The 14,777-nt window shown below is 70.6% G+C and carries 15 protein-coding genes and 1 pseudogene; 5 read left to right on the top strand and 11 right to left on the bottom strand.

Annotated features, from left to right (window positions below; translation table 11 throughout):
- Window position 1: 1 nt before the first annotated feature.
- From ACZ4FV_RS26225 to ACZ4FV_RS26215, 3 genes are read right to left on the bottom strand one after another with little or no spacing between them, the layout of a single operon-like run.
- Window positions 2-838: an FAD/NAD(P)-binding protein gene (locus tag ACZ4FV_RS26225; protein WP_465323375.1), complete on the bottom strand. Its 837-nt coding sequence runs from the start codon at window positions 836-838 to the stop codon at window positions 2-4.
- The gene (locus ACZ4FV_RS26220) at window positions 835-1,296 is read right to left on the bottom strand and encodes a Crp/Fnr family transcriptional regulator (RefSeq protein ID WP_395873605.1); all 462 of its coding nucleotides are present in this window, start codon (window positions 1,294-1,296) and stop codon (window positions 835-837) included. Before ACZ4FV_RS26220 ends, ACZ4FV_RS26225 begins: the two co-directional genes overlap by 4 nt.
- The gene (locus tag ACZ4FV_RS26215) at window positions 1,293-2,453 is read right to left on the bottom strand and encodes a 4Fe-4S dicluster domain-containing protein (RefSeq protein ID WP_395873606.1); all 1,161 of its coding nucleotides are present in this window, start codon (window positions 2,451-2,453) and stop codon (window positions 1,293-1,295) included. The genes ACZ4FV_RS26220 and ACZ4FV_RS26215 overlap by 4 nt, the downstream gene beginning before the upstream one ends.
- Window positions 2,454-2,640: 187 nt before the next feature.
- Here ACZ4FV_RS26215 and ACZ4FV_RS26210 point away from each other — a divergent pair, with 187 nt between their 5' ends.
- Window positions 2,641-3,213 carry a hydrogenase maturation protease gene (locus ACZ4FV_RS26210; protein ID WP_395873607.1) on the top strand — a complete coding sequence of 191 codons (573 nt, stop codon included), beginning with the start codon at window positions 2,641-2,643 and terminating at the stop codon, window positions 3,211-3,213.
- Window positions 3,214-3,308: 95 nt separating this feature from the next.
- Here ACZ4FV_RS26210 and ACZ4FV_RS26205 read toward each other — a convergent pair.
- Window positions 3,309-3,478, bottom strand: a pseudogene (locus ACZ4FV_RS26205) (response regulator transcription factor); the annotation flags it as partial.
- Between the two features lie 982 nt (window positions 3,479-4,460).
- Here ACZ4FV_RS26205 and ACZ4FV_RS26200 point away from each other — a divergent pair.
- Together ACZ4FV_RS26200 and ACZ4FV_RS26195 are read left to right on the top strand one after the other, a co-directional pair.
- A complete protein-coding gene (locus tag ACZ4FV_RS26200; protein ID WP_465323374.1) occupies window positions 4,461-5,162 on the top strand; it encodes a CBS domain-containing protein in 702 nt (233 codons plus the stop codon).
- Between the two features lie 10 nt (window positions 5,163-5,172).
- Entirely contained in the window at window positions 5,173-5,643 is a 471-nt protein-coding gene (locus tag ACZ4FV_RS26195; RefSeq protein ID WP_465323373.1) for a Crp/Fnr family transcriptional regulator, read from the top strand.
- Between the two features lie 297 nt (window positions 5,644-5,940).
- Here the strand turns inward: ACZ4FV_RS26195 and ACZ4FV_RS26190 are convergent, their stop codons facing one another.
- From ACZ4FV_RS26190 to ACZ4FV_RS26175, 4 genes are all read right to left on the bottom strand, one after another.
- Window positions 5,941-6,795, bottom strand: coding sequence for a universal stress protein (locus ACZ4FV_RS26190; protein WP_465323372.1), 855 nt, complete (start codon window positions 6,793-6,795; stop codon window positions 5,941-5,943).
- 352 nt (window positions 6,796-7,147) lie between these two features.
- The gene (pflA, locus tag ACZ4FV_RS26185; RefSeq protein ID WP_465323409.1) at window positions 7,148-7,924 is read right to left on the bottom strand and encodes a pyruvate formate-lyase-activating protein; all 777 of its coding nucleotides are present in this window, start codon (window positions 7,922-7,924) and stop codon (window positions 7,148-7,150) included.
- Between the two features lie 5 nt (window positions 7,925-7,929).
- Window positions 7,930-10,197 carry a formate C-acetyltransferase gene (pflB, locus tag ACZ4FV_RS26180; protein ID WP_465323371.1) on the bottom strand — a complete coding sequence of 756 codons (2,268 nt, stop codon included), beginning with the start codon at window positions 10,195-10,197 and terminating at the stop codon, window positions 7,930-7,932.
- Between the two features lie 36 nt (window positions 10,198-10,233).
- Entirely contained in the window at window positions 10,234-10,464 is a 231-nt protein-coding gene (locus tag ACZ4FV_RS26175; RefSeq protein ID WP_465323369.1) for a hypothetical protein, read from the bottom strand.
- Window positions 10,465-11,420: 956 nt separating this feature from the next.
- On the opposite strand from ACZ4FV_RS26175, the gene ACZ4FV_RS26170 reads away from it, so the two are divergent.
- Together ACZ4FV_RS26170 and ACZ4FV_RS26165 are read left to right on the top strand one after the other, a co-directional pair.
- Window positions 11,421-11,948: a flavodoxin domain-containing protein gene (locus ACZ4FV_RS26170; RefSeq protein ID WP_465323368.1), complete on the top strand. Its 528-nt coding sequence runs from the start codon at window positions 11,421-11,423 to the stop codon at window positions 11,946-11,948.
- Window positions 11,945-12,661, top strand: coding sequence for a CBS domain-containing protein (locus tag ACZ4FV_RS26165; RefSeq protein WP_465323367.1), 717 nt, complete (start codon window positions 11,945-11,947; stop codon window positions 12,659-12,661). The genes ACZ4FV_RS26170 and ACZ4FV_RS26165 overlap by 4 nt, the downstream gene beginning before the upstream one ends.
- A gap of 77 nt (window positions 12,662-12,738) precedes the next feature.
- Here ACZ4FV_RS26165 and ACZ4FV_RS26160 read toward each other — a convergent pair whose 3' ends face one another.
- From ACZ4FV_RS26160 to ACZ4FV_RS26150, 3 genes are read right to left on the bottom strand one after another with little or no spacing between them, the layout of a single operon-like run.
- On the bottom strand, window positions 12,739-13,401 hold the full coding sequence (locus tag ACZ4FV_RS26160) for a response regulator (protein ID WP_465323366.1): 663 nt from the start codon (window positions 13,399-13,401) through the stop codon (window positions 12,739-12,741).
- Window positions 13,402-13,460: 59 nt separating this feature from the next.
- A complete protein-coding gene (locus ACZ4FV_RS26155; protein ID WP_395873614.1) occupies window positions 13,461-13,901 on the bottom strand; it encodes an HPP family protein in 441 nt (146 codons plus the stop codon).
- Entirely contained in the window at window positions 13,898-14,416 is a 519-nt protein-coding gene (locus ACZ4FV_RS26150; RefSeq protein ID WP_395873615.1) for a universal stress protein, read from the bottom strand. Before ACZ4FV_RS26150 ends, ACZ4FV_RS26155 begins: the two co-directional genes overlap by 4 nt.
- Between the last annotated feature and the right edge of the window lie 361 nt (window positions 14,417-14,777).

Genomic DNA, 14,777 nt, shown 5'->3' with positions numbered 1-14,777 from the left:
GTCACAACTCCCTGACCATGAGAAGGGGGCGGGCTCGACTCCAGGCCAGAACAGGGCCGTCTCGGCACAGCAGGAGGGGGCCGAGCTGACAGTGCCCGCAGTGGCCCGTCGCGCATTGCATATTGCGTTCCAGGGAGACCTTGATCCGGTCCGGAGGGACTCCCCGGTGCAGCAAGTCGGCGGCGGTGGCCCGGATCATCGGCTCGGGACCGCAGATGAAGGCCGCCGCCTTCCGCGCATCGAAGGCGGCCCGGTCGAGCAGGGTCGTGACGACGCCGACCTCGCCCTGCCACAGGGGATCCGGGCGGTCGACCGTGGTCAGGACGCGGGCGGTCGACCGCAGACCTCGAACCTCTTCGCCGTAGACCAGATCACGGCGCGTGCGCGCTCCGATGAGAACGTTCAGCCGCCCATACCGTTCGGGCGCGGCAACCGCGTCGCGTACCAGCGGGCGCAGCGGGGCCAGACCGATTCCTCCCGCCACGACGAGCAGGTCGAGTCCGGCTGCCGCGGACAGCTCCCAGCCGGTACCGAACGGGCCGCGCACCCCGACCGTGTCACCGGGGCGTAGGCCGTGCAGCGTGCCGGAGATCGCCCCGACCGTACGGACGGTGTGGGTCAGCCGGTGTCCCTCGATCCCGCACACCGACAGCGGGATGTCGCCGACGCCGAACGCGTAGACCATGGCGAACTGCCCTGGACTGAAAGGTGGCAGAGGCGAGTGGACCGGCTCCAGGACGATCGTGGCGGTGTCGGACGTCTCGGCTTCGCGGTGCACTACCCGATAGGGGACGGGAACCGCCGCCGGGTACCCGGTCGATGGTGCGAAAGGAGTCATCTCGCCTCGTCGGCGTTGCCGGGTCCGTACAGGTCGAGTAGCCGGGTGCGGGTGGACTTCAGCCGCCGTGCGATCACCTGCGCAACGCAGTTGGTCAACGCCGAGCCGAACGCGGGGTCGTCCTCGCAAGCGGCGCGAACGCGCTCCGCGTCGAACTCGGACGCCGCCACGGTGCCACGGGCTTGTGCGCCGAGGTGCCAACGGTATGGCTCGAAGAGCCAGGACCAGCCGAGCAGATCACCTTCGGCCAGGGTCTCCACGATGGCCGCACGCCGCCCCGGCACGTGGACGTCGAGCACGACGAGCCCCGAATGGATGATCCAGAACCGGTCGGCGACGCCGTCTTCCTCGAAGATGCGGGTACCGCTCGGGAATGAGATGTCGTGGGCGAGTGCGACCAGTCGCTGACGGTGCCCGGATGGCAAGGCACCGAGAAAGCCGTGGCGAACAACGGTCACTGCGGGCCTTCCCCTCGCTCCCGACGGGTGGCCGACCGTTCCATGTTCAGCGCGTGGGCCTCCTCGGTGATGTCGATGCCCACCGGGCACCACACGATGCACCGCCCGCAGCCGACGCAGCCGGAGCTGCCGAACTGGTCGTACCAGGTGCCGAGTTTGTGGGTGGCCCACTGCCGGTACCGGCTGCGCGGGGAGTCACGGACCGGGCCGGACTGCAGGTGGGAAAAGTCGAGGTCGAAGCAGGATTCCCAGTGCCGCCATCGCTCGGCGTGGTCACCGGTCAGGTCCGTGACGTCCTCGGTGGTGGTACAGAAGCAGGTCGGGCAGACCATCGTGCAGTTGCCGCAGGTCAGGCATCGTGACGCGACGTCGTCCCAGCGCTCGGCCGTGAGGGTTTCGCGCATCAACATCCTCAGGTCCACCAACGGCATGCTGCGGCCCATCCTCTCCCCCGCGGCGGCGACACCCTCGCGGGCTGCGGTTCGGGTGACCGCGTCGGCGGGGCGACGCGGGAGTTCGGCCAGGACCGACTCGCCCTCCTCGCTCCCGGCTCGCACGAGGAAGCGGTGACCGTCGGTGTCGAGAACCTCCGTCAGCGCCAAGTCATAGCCGGGCCCAGCGGCCGGTCCAGTTCCCATGGACACGCAGAAGCAGGTGGCACCCGGTTCGGTGCACTCGACCGCCACCAGAAAGGCGCGCTCGCGGCGCCCTCTATAGGCCGCGTCGGTGTACTTCCCACCTGTCAGGATCCGGTCTTGGAGCGCGATGGCCCGCAGATCGCAGGGGCGTACGCCGAGGAATGCGTACGACATTGGCGACGGGCGGGCCTCTTTCATCACCAACTCGCCGTCGGCGCCGCGGTCCGCGGTCCACTGCCGCTCACGTGGCGGGTGCAGGAAATTCTTCCAGGACTGCGGGCCGGCGCTGTGTGCGAACGCGGCACCGTCCTCGCGGGCACGCAGCCGGTATACGCCGGCCTCCAGTTCGACCCCCCAGCCATAGGGAAGTTCCGCACCATCGCCAATCTCGGCCAGGACGATCGCTCCGTCGCTGACTGTCGGTCCCACGACTGTGCGGCCTCGCCCGGCCAAGACCCTGATCAGCGCGTCCAAACCGTCCTTGTCGATCACCGCAGCGGTACCGCCGTCATCCGCCATGCCGGCCTCCAGGTGCCGCCGATGATGCCGTCGCGGCCAGTATGGGCGTGGACCCGCTGTCGACCATGGCCCGACTCGCCCAAGTTGGGGCCGGATGGCCCTGTCTGTTCCCCGTACGGACCTCGGACGGAGCTGGTACGACTGGCGAGCCCGATCGACGGGAAGCGCCGAGTCCATGCAACGCGTCATGCGAATCGCCGTCATCGGCGTCGGGAACGAGTTCCGCCACGACGACGGTGTGGGTTGGGCCGTCGTGGCCCGGCTCGGGCAACGAGCCGAGGAATGGCCACTCCCGAGCGAAACCACTCTTTCTGTGTGCGACGGCGATCCGGGCCGACTGATCACGCTCTGCGAAGGCGCCGACTTCGCCATCGTGGTGGATGCCGCACACGCGCACCCCGGGCACCCGGGTCGGGTACATCGCTTGGAGCTGGAGAGTGAGCAACTGCCGCGGACGGGCGGCGCGACGAGTTCGCACGGGCTCGGACTGGGCGACGCCTTCGAACTCGCCCGTGAATTGGACCGCCTACCCGGGAAGCTGGTCGTCTTCGCCGTCGAGGGGGCCGACACCACTCTGGGGATCGGCCTGTCGGGCCCGGTCGCAGCCGTGGTGGACCGGCTCGCCGAACGGATCGCGGAAGAGATCATGCTGCATCCGAATCTTGCCGGCGATCCTGGGCGTGACGGTCACACCCGACGACGTCCTGGTCCTCACCGACGGCGAGCGCGGCGCCGGTCGAGCCCTGGCGCCGGCACATGACAAGCGAGCCCGCGCAAGCGAACTGAACAATGCCCGCGTCCTCGCCGCGGCTCGACCGTGACAGGGCTGCGGCAACGAGTGCGCGCGGAACCCTGTCATGCGGACGTTCGGTGCGACAGCGTTCCCGCGAAGATCGCGGCCTGGACACGGCGTTCAAAACCGAGCTCTTGTCCAGCAGGGTGGACACGTAGTTCTTGACGGTCTTCTCGGCGACGTGTGTGCGTTCGGCGATCTGTCGGTTGGTCAGACCCTCGGCGACCAAGTCGCTCCGGTGGTACGGAGGAGGCGTGCCCCGGCGACGGCTTCAGTGGTGATCCCGGCTGCCAAGGCGTGCCTCCGAGGTGACGGACGCGCTCGCCCGGTCGGGTCGACCCGATGATCATTCTCGGGGCGTCGACGCGGGCCGGACAGGGTCGGTGGTCCCGGGACGACCAGGGCCGAATGGGAATGCTGGGCTTCCCGGAATGGGATACCGGCATCCCAGACGGTCCGCTCGCGCGGGTTCCAGGGGTGGATCCAGGACGACGGCGACTTGGGATTCGCCGCTTCGAGGCGCGGGCGGAGTCACCAAGCGGCACGCGATGGCGTGGTGGAGTCCCACCAGTCGAAAAACGCGGGCCGGTTGCCCTCCGATGCCGGTCAGGACGAGCGTGGTCCGGGTTCGTCGACGAGTGCACCGCGTCGCGTCCGTCGAGGCGGTCAGGCCGCGTGACCAGGGGACTTCGGGGAGGTCTCCGAGGTGGCGGGCCGCTCGGGAAACCGGGCGCGGCCTTCGCCGCCCGCACGCGAGCGCGCCGCCGGCCCCGGGGGACGCGGATGCGGAGCGCGTCGCCTGCTCACCGTATTCGCCGCGGTCGCGCTCGAGGTAGACGTAGACCGGGATGCCGAGGAGGAGGGCGAACAGTCCGTAGTAGACGGTCTGGGAGCCGCTGCCCTGGATCGACCGATAGGAGAACGCCAGGCGGTTCCGGAAGCCGTCACGTCGCGGACGAAGCGGCCCCGGCTCGCCTGGCGAGCGTGCGTGAGCAGCCAGTAGAGCCGGGCGGCGGCGCCGATGGTCACCGAGCCTTCCGGGGGCGTAGGGCACGCCCCGGCGACGTACCTCTGCCGGACCGGGTCGAACGGCCCCTGCCCGCCGGGCAACGCGGCCCTGTCATACCGCCCGAATCGGCGAGACGCTCGTGGTGTCCGACCGAAGACGTCGTCGACGCCTCGGCGATTCGTCGCACATCAGCCAGGGGGTTCGCATGTTGCACCGGAAGATCGAGGACGTCATGACCCGCGAGGTCTTCGCCGTCGGTCCCGACGCCGAGTTCCAGGACATCGTCGCAGTACTGGACACCCACCGGATCAGCGCCGTGCCGGTCGTCGACGACGAGCGGCGAATCCTGGGCATCGTCTCGGAGGCCGACCTGCTGCGCGCCCAGGTGGAGCAGGCCCAGGACGCCCACCTCCTGCCCGGCCTGCGCCGGCTGACGAACCGCCACACCAAGGGCGAGGGACACACCGCGCGCGACCTGATGACCACTCCCGTGGTGAGCGTGGACCCCACGTCGAGCACGCTGCGCGGCGCGCGTCTGATGGACCGCCACCACGTCAAGCGCCTCCCCGTGACGGACGGCGACGGTCGCCTGGTGGGCATCGTCAGCCGCTGCGACCTGCTCCGTACCTTCCTGCGCCCGGACACCGAGATCCGCGCCGAGATCGAGCACGACGTGCTGCGCACCGCGCTGTGGCTCGAGCCCGGAACGATCGAGGTGGACGTGCGCGACGCCGTCGTATGCCTGTCCGGAAACGTCGACAACCGCAGTCTGATCGACATCGTGCTTCGCCTGTGCCGGGCCGTCGACGGCGTGGAAAACGTGACCCACACCCTCACCTTCGACTTCGACGACAGTCACGTCAGGCCCGGCCCGGCGCACTTCGCCCGCCGCACGCCCGGCCGCTGAGGAGGATCCCGTGTTCCACGCCACCGGCCGGATCGGCCGCATCCCCAAAGAACACCTGGACCGACTCTTGGCCTTCGGCCGGCCGGTCACGTTCGAATCGGGCTCCCGCCTGTTCGAGGAAGGCCACCCGGCCCGCAACTTCTGGCTCGTCGAAGGCGGCTCCGTCTGTCTGGACGTACACGTCCCCGGCCGCCACGCGGCAGCCGTGGAGACTCTGGGCAGCGGCGAACTCATCGGATGGAGTTGGCTGTTCCCGCCCTACCGGTGGCACCTGGGCGCGCAGGCCATCGGAACCGTCCGCGCCCTGGAATTCGACGCCGCGGCCGTCCGTGCCGAATGCGAACGCGACCCCGACTTCGGCCGCGCGATCACCCTCGCGTGCGCACAGGTGATCGCCGCCCGACTCCAGGCGAGCCGGCTTCGGTTGCTGGACCTGTACGGACCACACGCCTCGGCGGAGGACGACTCCTCGCGGAACTGACACCCGGCAGGCTCCGGTCGACGTGCTCTCGGCGTCCCCCGGGGCCTGCGGCGCGCTCGCGTGCGGGCGACGAAGGCCGCGCCCGGTCGCGGCCTGGGCCGGTTCGCGGGCCTGCCGCCGGGCTCCGTCTGCTGTCCGTCGCCGCCTTCGCGCGCTGCCCGATTCTCGTCGTCCGCGCGCGGCACACGAACGCTCCGAGGACTGCTCGTGCCCATCGACCGACCCGCCCCGACGCGCCGCGGCCGGAAACCGCGGGGTGCCGGCCACGCGGCGGTTTCCGGCGCGAAGCGGACGTGCTCAGTCGGGCGGCAGGACCAGCAGTGGCGCGTGCGCGTGATGCAGCAACGCGATCGGTACGTGCCCCAATCGAGGGCCGAAGTGGTGCGGCGACCGATGCCGCCCCAGGACCACCAGGCCCGCGTCCCTCGATGCCTCGACCAGTGCCGCGCCGGGCCCGGCGCGCACCACACGTTCCTCCACCGGTACCTGCGGGTGTCGTTCACGGATCGGCGACACCGCGGCCGCGAGCACGTGCCGCGCGAACTCCTGGGCCCGGTGATAGGGGGACTCCGCTCCCTGCGTCTCCAGGAGTGAGAACGGGATCTCCGGGAAGTCCCAGGCGTGCAGCGCGATCAGCCCCACCCGGCGCGATTCGGCCTCGGTACAGGCGCGTTCCACGGCAGGCCGGCTGTCCTCTCCGGCGACACCCACCAGCACCGGAAGATCGGCCGGCACCCGGCTGCGGACCACCAGGACGGGGCAGCTCGCCCGGCCGGCCAGGCCCAGGCTCACCGATCCCGCGAGCATCCCGGTGAACCCGCCCTGCCCCCGACTGCCCACGACCAGCAGATCGGCGCGCTTGGCCACCTCCATCAGGCCTGCCACGGGGGTGTCGTGCACAACCGAGCAGCGGATCCCGATCCCGGGTTGCCGGGCCCGCGCCGTCCTCACGGCGTCGCGGCGGATCCGTTCCACGCGGTCGCGCAACGCGACGCCGTACCCCGCGTGCCGCTCGTGTGCCGGCCACTCCCAGACGAAGACGATCTCCAGTTCCGCGTCCCGGCGGGCCGTCTCGTCGGCGGCCTCGATCAAGGCGTCGGTCGAGGCTGGTGACCCGTCGGTCGCCGCGACCACGAGCGGTGTCCGGTCCATGTCGCATCTCCATTCGCGAGGATCGGTGGAGCCTCATCCCCACCGTCCCGCTGCGACCGGGCATCCACCAGGGCCGACTGCCCCTGGTGGCCGAGCCGCCCGGCCCGCCGCGACGCCCGGGAGGAGGTCGCAGCGGCGCGGTACGGGTTCGGCCGAGGCCGGGCGTCCACGCACGTACCGTCGCCCGAGCCCCGAAGCGGCCCGCCGCCGCCTCGCGGGGGTGCCGGCGAGCGCGCCGTCCGCGGTGATCCTGGCGATGATGACCTCGGACGCAGCCATTCCTCTCCCGATGCGGCGTTCGCGCGGTATCTGTCACGCTCACGCAGGTCGTCGTGCGCGGTCACACCGCCGCTCAGTGGGCCCGCAGTCCGTGTGCTCGGAACTGCGCACTGACGCGAGCGACGAGCTCGGCCGTGGGCGACGGTGTGTCCCGCAGCGGGAAGACGATGCCGAGGTTGTCGTACTTGGCGGCACCGAGTTTGTGGAAGGGCAGCACGTCGACGCGTTCGACGTTGCCCAGCCCGGCGGCGAACGCCGCCAACTCGTCGATCATCGCTGCGTCCTCGGTCACGTTCGGAACCAGGACGAAGCGCAGCCACACCGGGATCTCTGCCGCGGCGAGCCGGCGGGCGAACGCGAGGGTGGGCGCGAGCTCGCGGCCGGTGAGATCGCGGTAGGCATCCGGGTCGAAGGACTTGATGTCGAGCAGGACCAGGTCGGTCACCGACAACAGTCGATCGCCGGCCCGGGCGCCGAGGAAGCCGGAGGTGTCCAGTGCCGTGTGCAGGCCCAGTTCGCGGCAGCGGCCCAGCACCGTTTCGACGAAGGGCGCCTGGAGCAGGGGTTCGCCTCCGGTGATCGTCACGCCTCCGCCGGCCGCGAGGAGGAAGTCGCGGCAGGCGGTGATCTTGTCCATCACCTCGTCGGCGCTCGTCCGCTGGCCGTCGCGCAGGTGCCAGGTGTCGGGGTTGGAGCAGTACAGGCAGCGCAGCGGGCAGCCGTTCAGGAAGAGCACGAAGCGGGTTCCGGGACCGTCCACGCCCGTGGACATGTCCCACGAGTGCACCCGCCCGATCTCGCCGTCGCCGTGCGCGCGGCTGTGCCGCGCAAGGGGTCGGGGTGACCGCATCGTGCTCACCGGGTTTCGTGGAAGGTGCGGCTGATCACGTCGAGTTGCTGTTCGCGGGTGAGGCGGACGAAGCGCACCGCGTAGCCGGAGACACGGATGGTCAGGTCCGGGTAGCGGTCCGGGTGCTCCATGGCGTCCGCCAGTGTGGCCCGATCGAGCACGTTGACGTTCATGTGGAAGCCGCCGGACGCGATGTAGCCATCGAGGAGGCCGACCAGGTTGTCGGCGCGTTCGCTCGGGTCGTGACCGAGTCCTTCCGGGGTCACCGTCGAGGTCAACGAGATGCCGTCGCGGGCCAGGTCGTAGGGGAGTTTGGCGACCGACAGGGCGGAGGCGGCCATGCCGTGCCGGTCGCGGCCGTTCATCGGGTTGGCGCCGGGGGCGAACGGCGTGCCGGCGCGGCGGCCGTCGGGGGTGTTGCCGGTGTGTTTGCCGTAGACCACGTTGGAGGTGATGGTCAGCACCGACAGCGTGTGTTCGGCGTCGCGGTAGGTGGGGTGCCGGCGCAGTTTGGCCAGGAACGAACGCACCAGGTCGACGGCGATCGCATCGGCTCGGTCGTCGTTGTTGCCGAACGCGGGGTACTCGCCCAGGACGCGGTAGTCGACCGCCAGTTGCGTGTCGGGGTCGCGGATCACCTCGACGCCCGCGTGCCGGACAGCCGAGAGACTGTCGGTGACCACGGAGAGTCCGGCGATGCCGCAGGCCATGGTGCGGTGCACGGGGTGATCGTGCAGCGCCATCTCCAGACGCTCGTAGGCGTACTTGTCGTGCATGTGGTGGATGATGTTGAGCGCGTTCACGTAGGTGCCCGCCAACCAGTCCAGGACGTTGTCGAACGCCGCGTCCAGTTCCGCCGCGTCGAGCCGATCCCCGGTCAGTGGAAGGGCTTTCGGGCCCACCTGTTCGCCGCTGACCTCGTCCCGGCCGCCGTTGATCGCGTACAGCAGGGCCTTGGCGAGGTTGACCCGGGCGCCGAAGAACTGCATGTCCTTGCCGACGGCCATCGCCGAGACGCAGCACGCGATCGCGGTGTCGTCACCGGTGCGCGGGCGCATCAGGTCGTCGGACTCGTACTGGATCGAGCTGGTGTCGATCGAGACTTGGGCGCAGTACCGCTTGAAGCCAGGCGGCAGTCGGGGCGACCACAGCACGGTCAGGTTCGGTTCCGGAGCGGGTCCGAGGTTGTACAGGGTGCGCAGGTAGCGGAAGGAGGTGCGGGTGACCAGCGGCCGCCCGTCGGTGCCGACGCCGCCAAGGGCTTCGGTGACCCAGGTCGGGTCGCCGGAGAACAGCGCGTCGTACTCGGGGGTGCGCAGGAAGCGGATGATCCGCAGCTTGATCACGAAGTCGTCGATCAACTCCTGCGCGCGGCTCTCGTCGATCCGGCCCTCGCGCAGATCCCGCTCCAGGTAGACGTCCAGGAACGTGGAGGTGCGCCCGAGCGACATCGCGGCGCCGTTCTGTTCCTTGGTCGCGGCCAGATAGGCCAGGTACAGCCACTGCACGGCCTCGTGCGCGGTGGCCGCCGGCCGCCCGACGTCGCAGCCGTAGGTCGCGGCCATCACCTTGAGTTCACCCAAGGCCCTCGTCTGCTCTGCCAGTTCCTCACGGTCGCGGATCACCTCGACGGTGGCGGGCAGACCATCCAGGGCGCCGCGGTCGGCGTGCCTGGCCTGGATCAGGCGGTCCACGCCGTACAGGGCCACGCGGCGGTAGTCGCCGATGATGCGGCCGCGGCCGTAGGCGTCCGGGAGCCCGGTGATCAGTCCGGCCCGGCGGGCCCGCAGGATCTCGGGGGTGTAGGCGTCGAAGACCGCGTCGTTGTGGGTCTTGCGGTAGGTGCCGAACACCGCGCGTACGAACGGGTCCATCTCGTGGCCGTATGCGCGCAGGCCGGCCTCGACCATGCGCAGCCCGCCGCCCGGCATGATCGCCCGCTTGAGCGGGGCGTCGGTCTGCAGGCCGACGATCAGCTCCCGGTCGCGGTCGATCCAGCCGGGGGCGTGCGAGGTGATCGTGGAGGGCGTCGCGGTGTCCACGTCCAGCACGCCCATGCGGCGCTCCTCGGGGAACAGCGCGGAGACCTTGGTCCACACCGCGCGGGTGCGCTCCGTGGCCGCGCACAGGAAGCCCGCCTCGCCGGTGTACGGCGTGTAGTTGGTCTGGATGAAGTCGCGGACGTCGATGGTGTCGTTCCACGTCCCGGGGCAAAAGTCCCGCCAGGGCGTGTGGTCGGCCTGTGGATCGGACGCGACGTCGATGGTGGTCATGATGGCCCTTCGGTTGGCTCGATCGGCCGGGTCTGCTCACCTCCCACGCTGGTCGCGGGCCGCCGGGCCGAACAGGGTCCAACGGCCCGTGAGAGAGAGCCGGTCGGGCCCGTAGTCGACCAACAACACGAACGGCTCCGGAGTCATCGCGGGCGCTACCCGGCCCACTTCGTGCAGGAGCAGTCGGGCGCGGCACTCCTCCTCGATGGACAGCGCCCAGGCGGACTTCGTGATCAGGCCGTTCGGGGCTGACGACTTGGTGGTCAATACCCGCCAAAGTTGTCAACAGGGGAATGCAGTCCTCCAGCTGGAGGAAGTCGGTCCCTGGACGGACCAGTTCCGGCGCTGGCAGACGGTGTACAGCTGACCTGGATCCGCTCCGGGCGTCCCCGCACCGCCTGCGGTCAGGCGGTGCGGGGTTCGCGGTCCGCGTTCCGCGTCGCAGCCGACCTCGGTGACGGGGGCCCACGCCGCGTTACAGACCCGGCCGCCCCGAGCGGACACTCACGCTCGTCGTCGCGCAGCGGATCATCCGCCGGGCCGCCCACGGTCCGAACCTGGGCAGTGCTCCCGGAACACTCGGGGGGCCGGCTCTTCCGCCCCGGGGTGGTCCGGTCCCGCCCGCGTCCACGCACGTGCCGGACAGATCGCGGACGACGGATGGTCCTGCCACGTGCGCTCCAACCCCGGTTGTCGCCGCCGGCGCACTCCCGGGCCTCCAGGCGCACGGCGCGTCGGGGCGGTGCCGGGATCATGCCGGGATCAAAGGGCGCACCTGCCGGGGAGTGGGTTGCGCAGTGACCGATCCGCCTGCGGGCCCGTCGTCGGGCGTCAGCGCACAAGTCGCGCCAGCCGCGCGCCTACCCGGTCGCGCCGGTGTTCGTCGGCGTGGTCAACGCCGCAGGCCCGGTGAGAAACGGGGTGGCTGCCAGGCGGGATCGACGACCGGAGAAGTCGCGGGGCTTCGTACAGTCGGACGCGAAGACGCCCTGCTTCGTGCCATGCCGGGCAGTCGGCGGCGTGTACACGTGTCGACGTCACGCGACGGCGGGCGAATCCGACGGCTCCCTCCCGGTGTGCACGCGTCGATGTGCGGTTCCCGAAACGCCGCTTCACGCGCCCGCACTACCCGGGCCGAACGGCCCTGCGCCCCGGGTAGCGCGGCCCTGACGCGCCTGCGACGGCGGTGGCACGCTGGGGATGTCCGCCCGGGAGGTGACACCGTGAACGTCCTCGTCACATACGTAAGCGCGCACGGCGGCACCCGGGAGAGCGCCCACCGGATCGGTGAACGCCTGCGCATGCGCGGTCTGCACGCCCAAATCGGCCCGTTGCGCGAGGGCGAGGACCTGTCGCGATTCGACACCTGCGTTCTCGACAGCGCGATCCACGGCGGGTCCTGGCTGCCGACCGCCGCCGCGTTCGCCGACGAACAGCGCGTCGACCTCGCGGACCGCCCGGTCCGGTTGTTCGACGTGGGCCTCGCCCGTGCACTCGCCGGCGGCTTCGAAAGTCACGCCCCCACACCCGAAGGCGATGCGAAGATCTCCGCCATCGCGAAGGTACCCGGCCACCACCGATTCGCGGGAGCCATCGCCCGTGATGATCTCTCCTTCTTCGGTCGTCTGTTCTTCCGACTGGCGCGGAGTCGCTACGGCGACTTCCGGAACCGGTCCGAGATCGAGACGTGGGCCGACACGATCGCCGGCGAACTCGCCGCCGGCGCACCGACTTCGGGAGGCACGACATGACGCACAGCAGGGTCGGAGACGTGATGACGCATGACGTCGCCACCGTCGGATCCGACGCCCGGTTCCGTGACATCGCGGGTGTTCTGGAGATCTGGCAGGTCAGCGCGCTGCCGGTGGTCGACGACGGCCACCGGGTGCTCGGCATTGTCTCGGAGGCCGATCTGCTGCACGCGCGGGTGGCGAACGCCGAGGCGCGGTGGGCCGGGTCGGGTCCGTATCGGGTGCCCGACACGATGCCGCCCGACGAGGAGGCCACCGCCCGCGGCTTGATGACGTCCCCCGTGATCACCGTGGCTCCGACGGCCGGCACCGTGTGGGCGGCTCGGCTGATGGACCGTCATCACGTCAAGCGCCTGCCGGTGGTGGACCACTCCGGGCGGCTGGTGGGCATCGTCAGTCGTTGTGACCTGCTCGGCGTCCTCCTGCGGTCGGACGCGGAGATTCGCGCGGAGATCGAGCACGACGTCCTGGGCGAGGCTTTGTGCCTGGAGCCCGGGACGATCACGGTCGAGGTCCGCGACGGCGTCGTACACCTTGCCGGCGAGGTCGACCATCCCACCCACGTCGACATCATGGTGCGGCTGTGCGCCGCCGTCGACGGCGTCGAGGAGGTCGCCCACGCTCTTCTCACTCACCCCCGCGCCCCCCAGGACGCCGCATCCGCCCGGGCGAGCCGGGACACCACGGAAGAACGAGAGGAGCATGCGCACTGAACCGTCGGTGTCCCCCGGGCCGACGATCAGCCCGGGGGACACCGGTGTACGTCGGGTCGACCAGACCCGTCATGCCCTCAGGTCTGGTGCCGATCAGTGCCCTGGTGCAGTTCGGTCGCGTAGACGGCGGCCTGGACACGACGCTCCAGGCCGAGCTTGTTCAGCACCGCGGATACGTAGTTCTTGACGGTCTTCTCCGCCAGGCCCAGGCTTTCGGCGATCTCGCGGTTCGTCTGGCCCTGCGCGATGTGCTCCAGCACCTGCTGCTCGCGTTCGCTGAGTCCGGGCGGACCCGGCTCGGCCGCCGGCCCCTTGCGTACGCGTTCCAGAACGCGGGTGGTCACCGCGGGGTCGAGCAGGGATTGGCCGGCGGCCACCGCACGCACGGCCGCGATCAGGTCCTGTCCGCGGACCTGCTTGAGCACGTAGCCGGCCGCGCCCGCCATGATCGCCGCGAACAGCGCGTCCTCGTCGTCGTAGGAGGTCAGGATCAGCGCGTTGATCTCGGGAAAGCGGGAACGCACCTCGCGGCACACGTCGATACCGCTGCCGTCGGGAAGTCGCCCGTCCAGGATCGCGACGTCCGGGCGCAGCGCCGGGATGCGCCGCGTGGCCTCGGCGGCGGAACCCGACTCGCCCACGATCTCGATGTCGGGTTCGCCGCCGAGCAGGTCGGCGAGGCCCCTGCGGACCACCTCGTGGTCGTCGAGCAGGAACACGCGGATGGGCGATGTCGACACGGCCCTCCTCCGAAGTCGGTCGTACCTTCATTCTCGAACGTCGGAGACGCCCGCGCCTGTCACCGTATCGGGCGGTGCAGCCCCAGGAGAACGGTCAACAGATCGCGGTCGGTCAGGACCCCGAGCGCGCTGCCGTCGACGTCGACCACCAGGAGGGCGTCGCGGCGGTGCCTGAGCAACTCCTCCCCGGCCGTGACCACGTCGGTGTCGGGGGCGACGAACGTCGTCTCGGTCCCGACGAGGGCGTGTCCGGCGGTGTGCCGTTTGAGGCCCAGCGGGTCCAGGGCCCACACGGCGGCGAGGTCGCGGTCGCTGATGAGCCCCAGCGCCCGCTCGCCGTCGACGACGCCGACGTGGTGCATGTGGGTGGCGATCATCTTGTCCATCACCGCCCACAGGGTGTCCCCGGTGGTCACCGAGACGACCGGGCCGTGCATCACCTCGCGCACGGTCGGGATCCGAGCGCTGGTCTGCTCGACGGTCTGCGTGGTGTCGGTCATGGCGTTGCTCCTGTCGTGTGTGTCGCAAGCGGTATCGGGTGGCGATCCTCCTCGACGGGCACGGAACCGACGGTGACCACCGGGCACGGGGCGCCGCGCAGGCATCCTCGGGTGACCGGGCCGAGCGGACGCGAATCCGCGTGGCGCGGACGACCGCCCAGGACCAGCAGTTCGGCCTCACCCGCCGCACCGAGCAAAGCCGGCACGACCGGCCCCTCGATCGGCCGCCGAACGACCCTGACGTCGGGCCTGACGTGGTGCGCGACCTGCTCGGCCGCGTCCAGCAACTCGCGAACCCGCCCACGCTCCACGGCGGGATCGACGAGGGTGTGCATCGGCGCGTAGAACGCGCGGTGCGCGAGAGCCGGCTCCCAGGCGTACACCAGGTGCAGTGCGGCCCCGCGCAGGGCCGCCTCGCGGGCGGCCCAGCGCACGGACCTGCGGTTGATCGAGGGATCGAGGTCGATCCCGACCACGACGTGCGCAGGGGCGGCCCGCGGCGGGCGCGTGTCCATCGTTTCCTCCTCGGTGAGAGGTACGCCCTCACCCTGCTCTCCCCCGCCGGATCCGCACAGAGTCTCCCGGCCCTGTCGGGAGCCTTTCCTCAGGGCCGTTGGGCCCGCGAGGGCCCGTCGGCAACCGGAATCCCGATGGTGTCCATCCGGCGAAGACAAGACGCGCGGGGCGTGCTTTGACACGATGGCCGGAGAAGGGTTTCGACAAATATCGACGACCGTGGGAGTGGTTGTGGCGTCGGACGAGCGACCGGCACTGCCGCGGTTGCGCCTGGACGAGCTGCTGGACGAGCTCCAGGCGCACGTGGAGGTGGTCCGCGCGACCCGGGATCGGGTGAACGGGCTGCTGGAGGCCGTCCTG

The organism is Embleya sp. NPDC025285 (genome assembly GCF_055558835.1).
The sequence above is the reverse complement of the archived record's forward strand: the minus strand, read 5'-3'. Positions and strand labels throughout refer to the sequence as shown.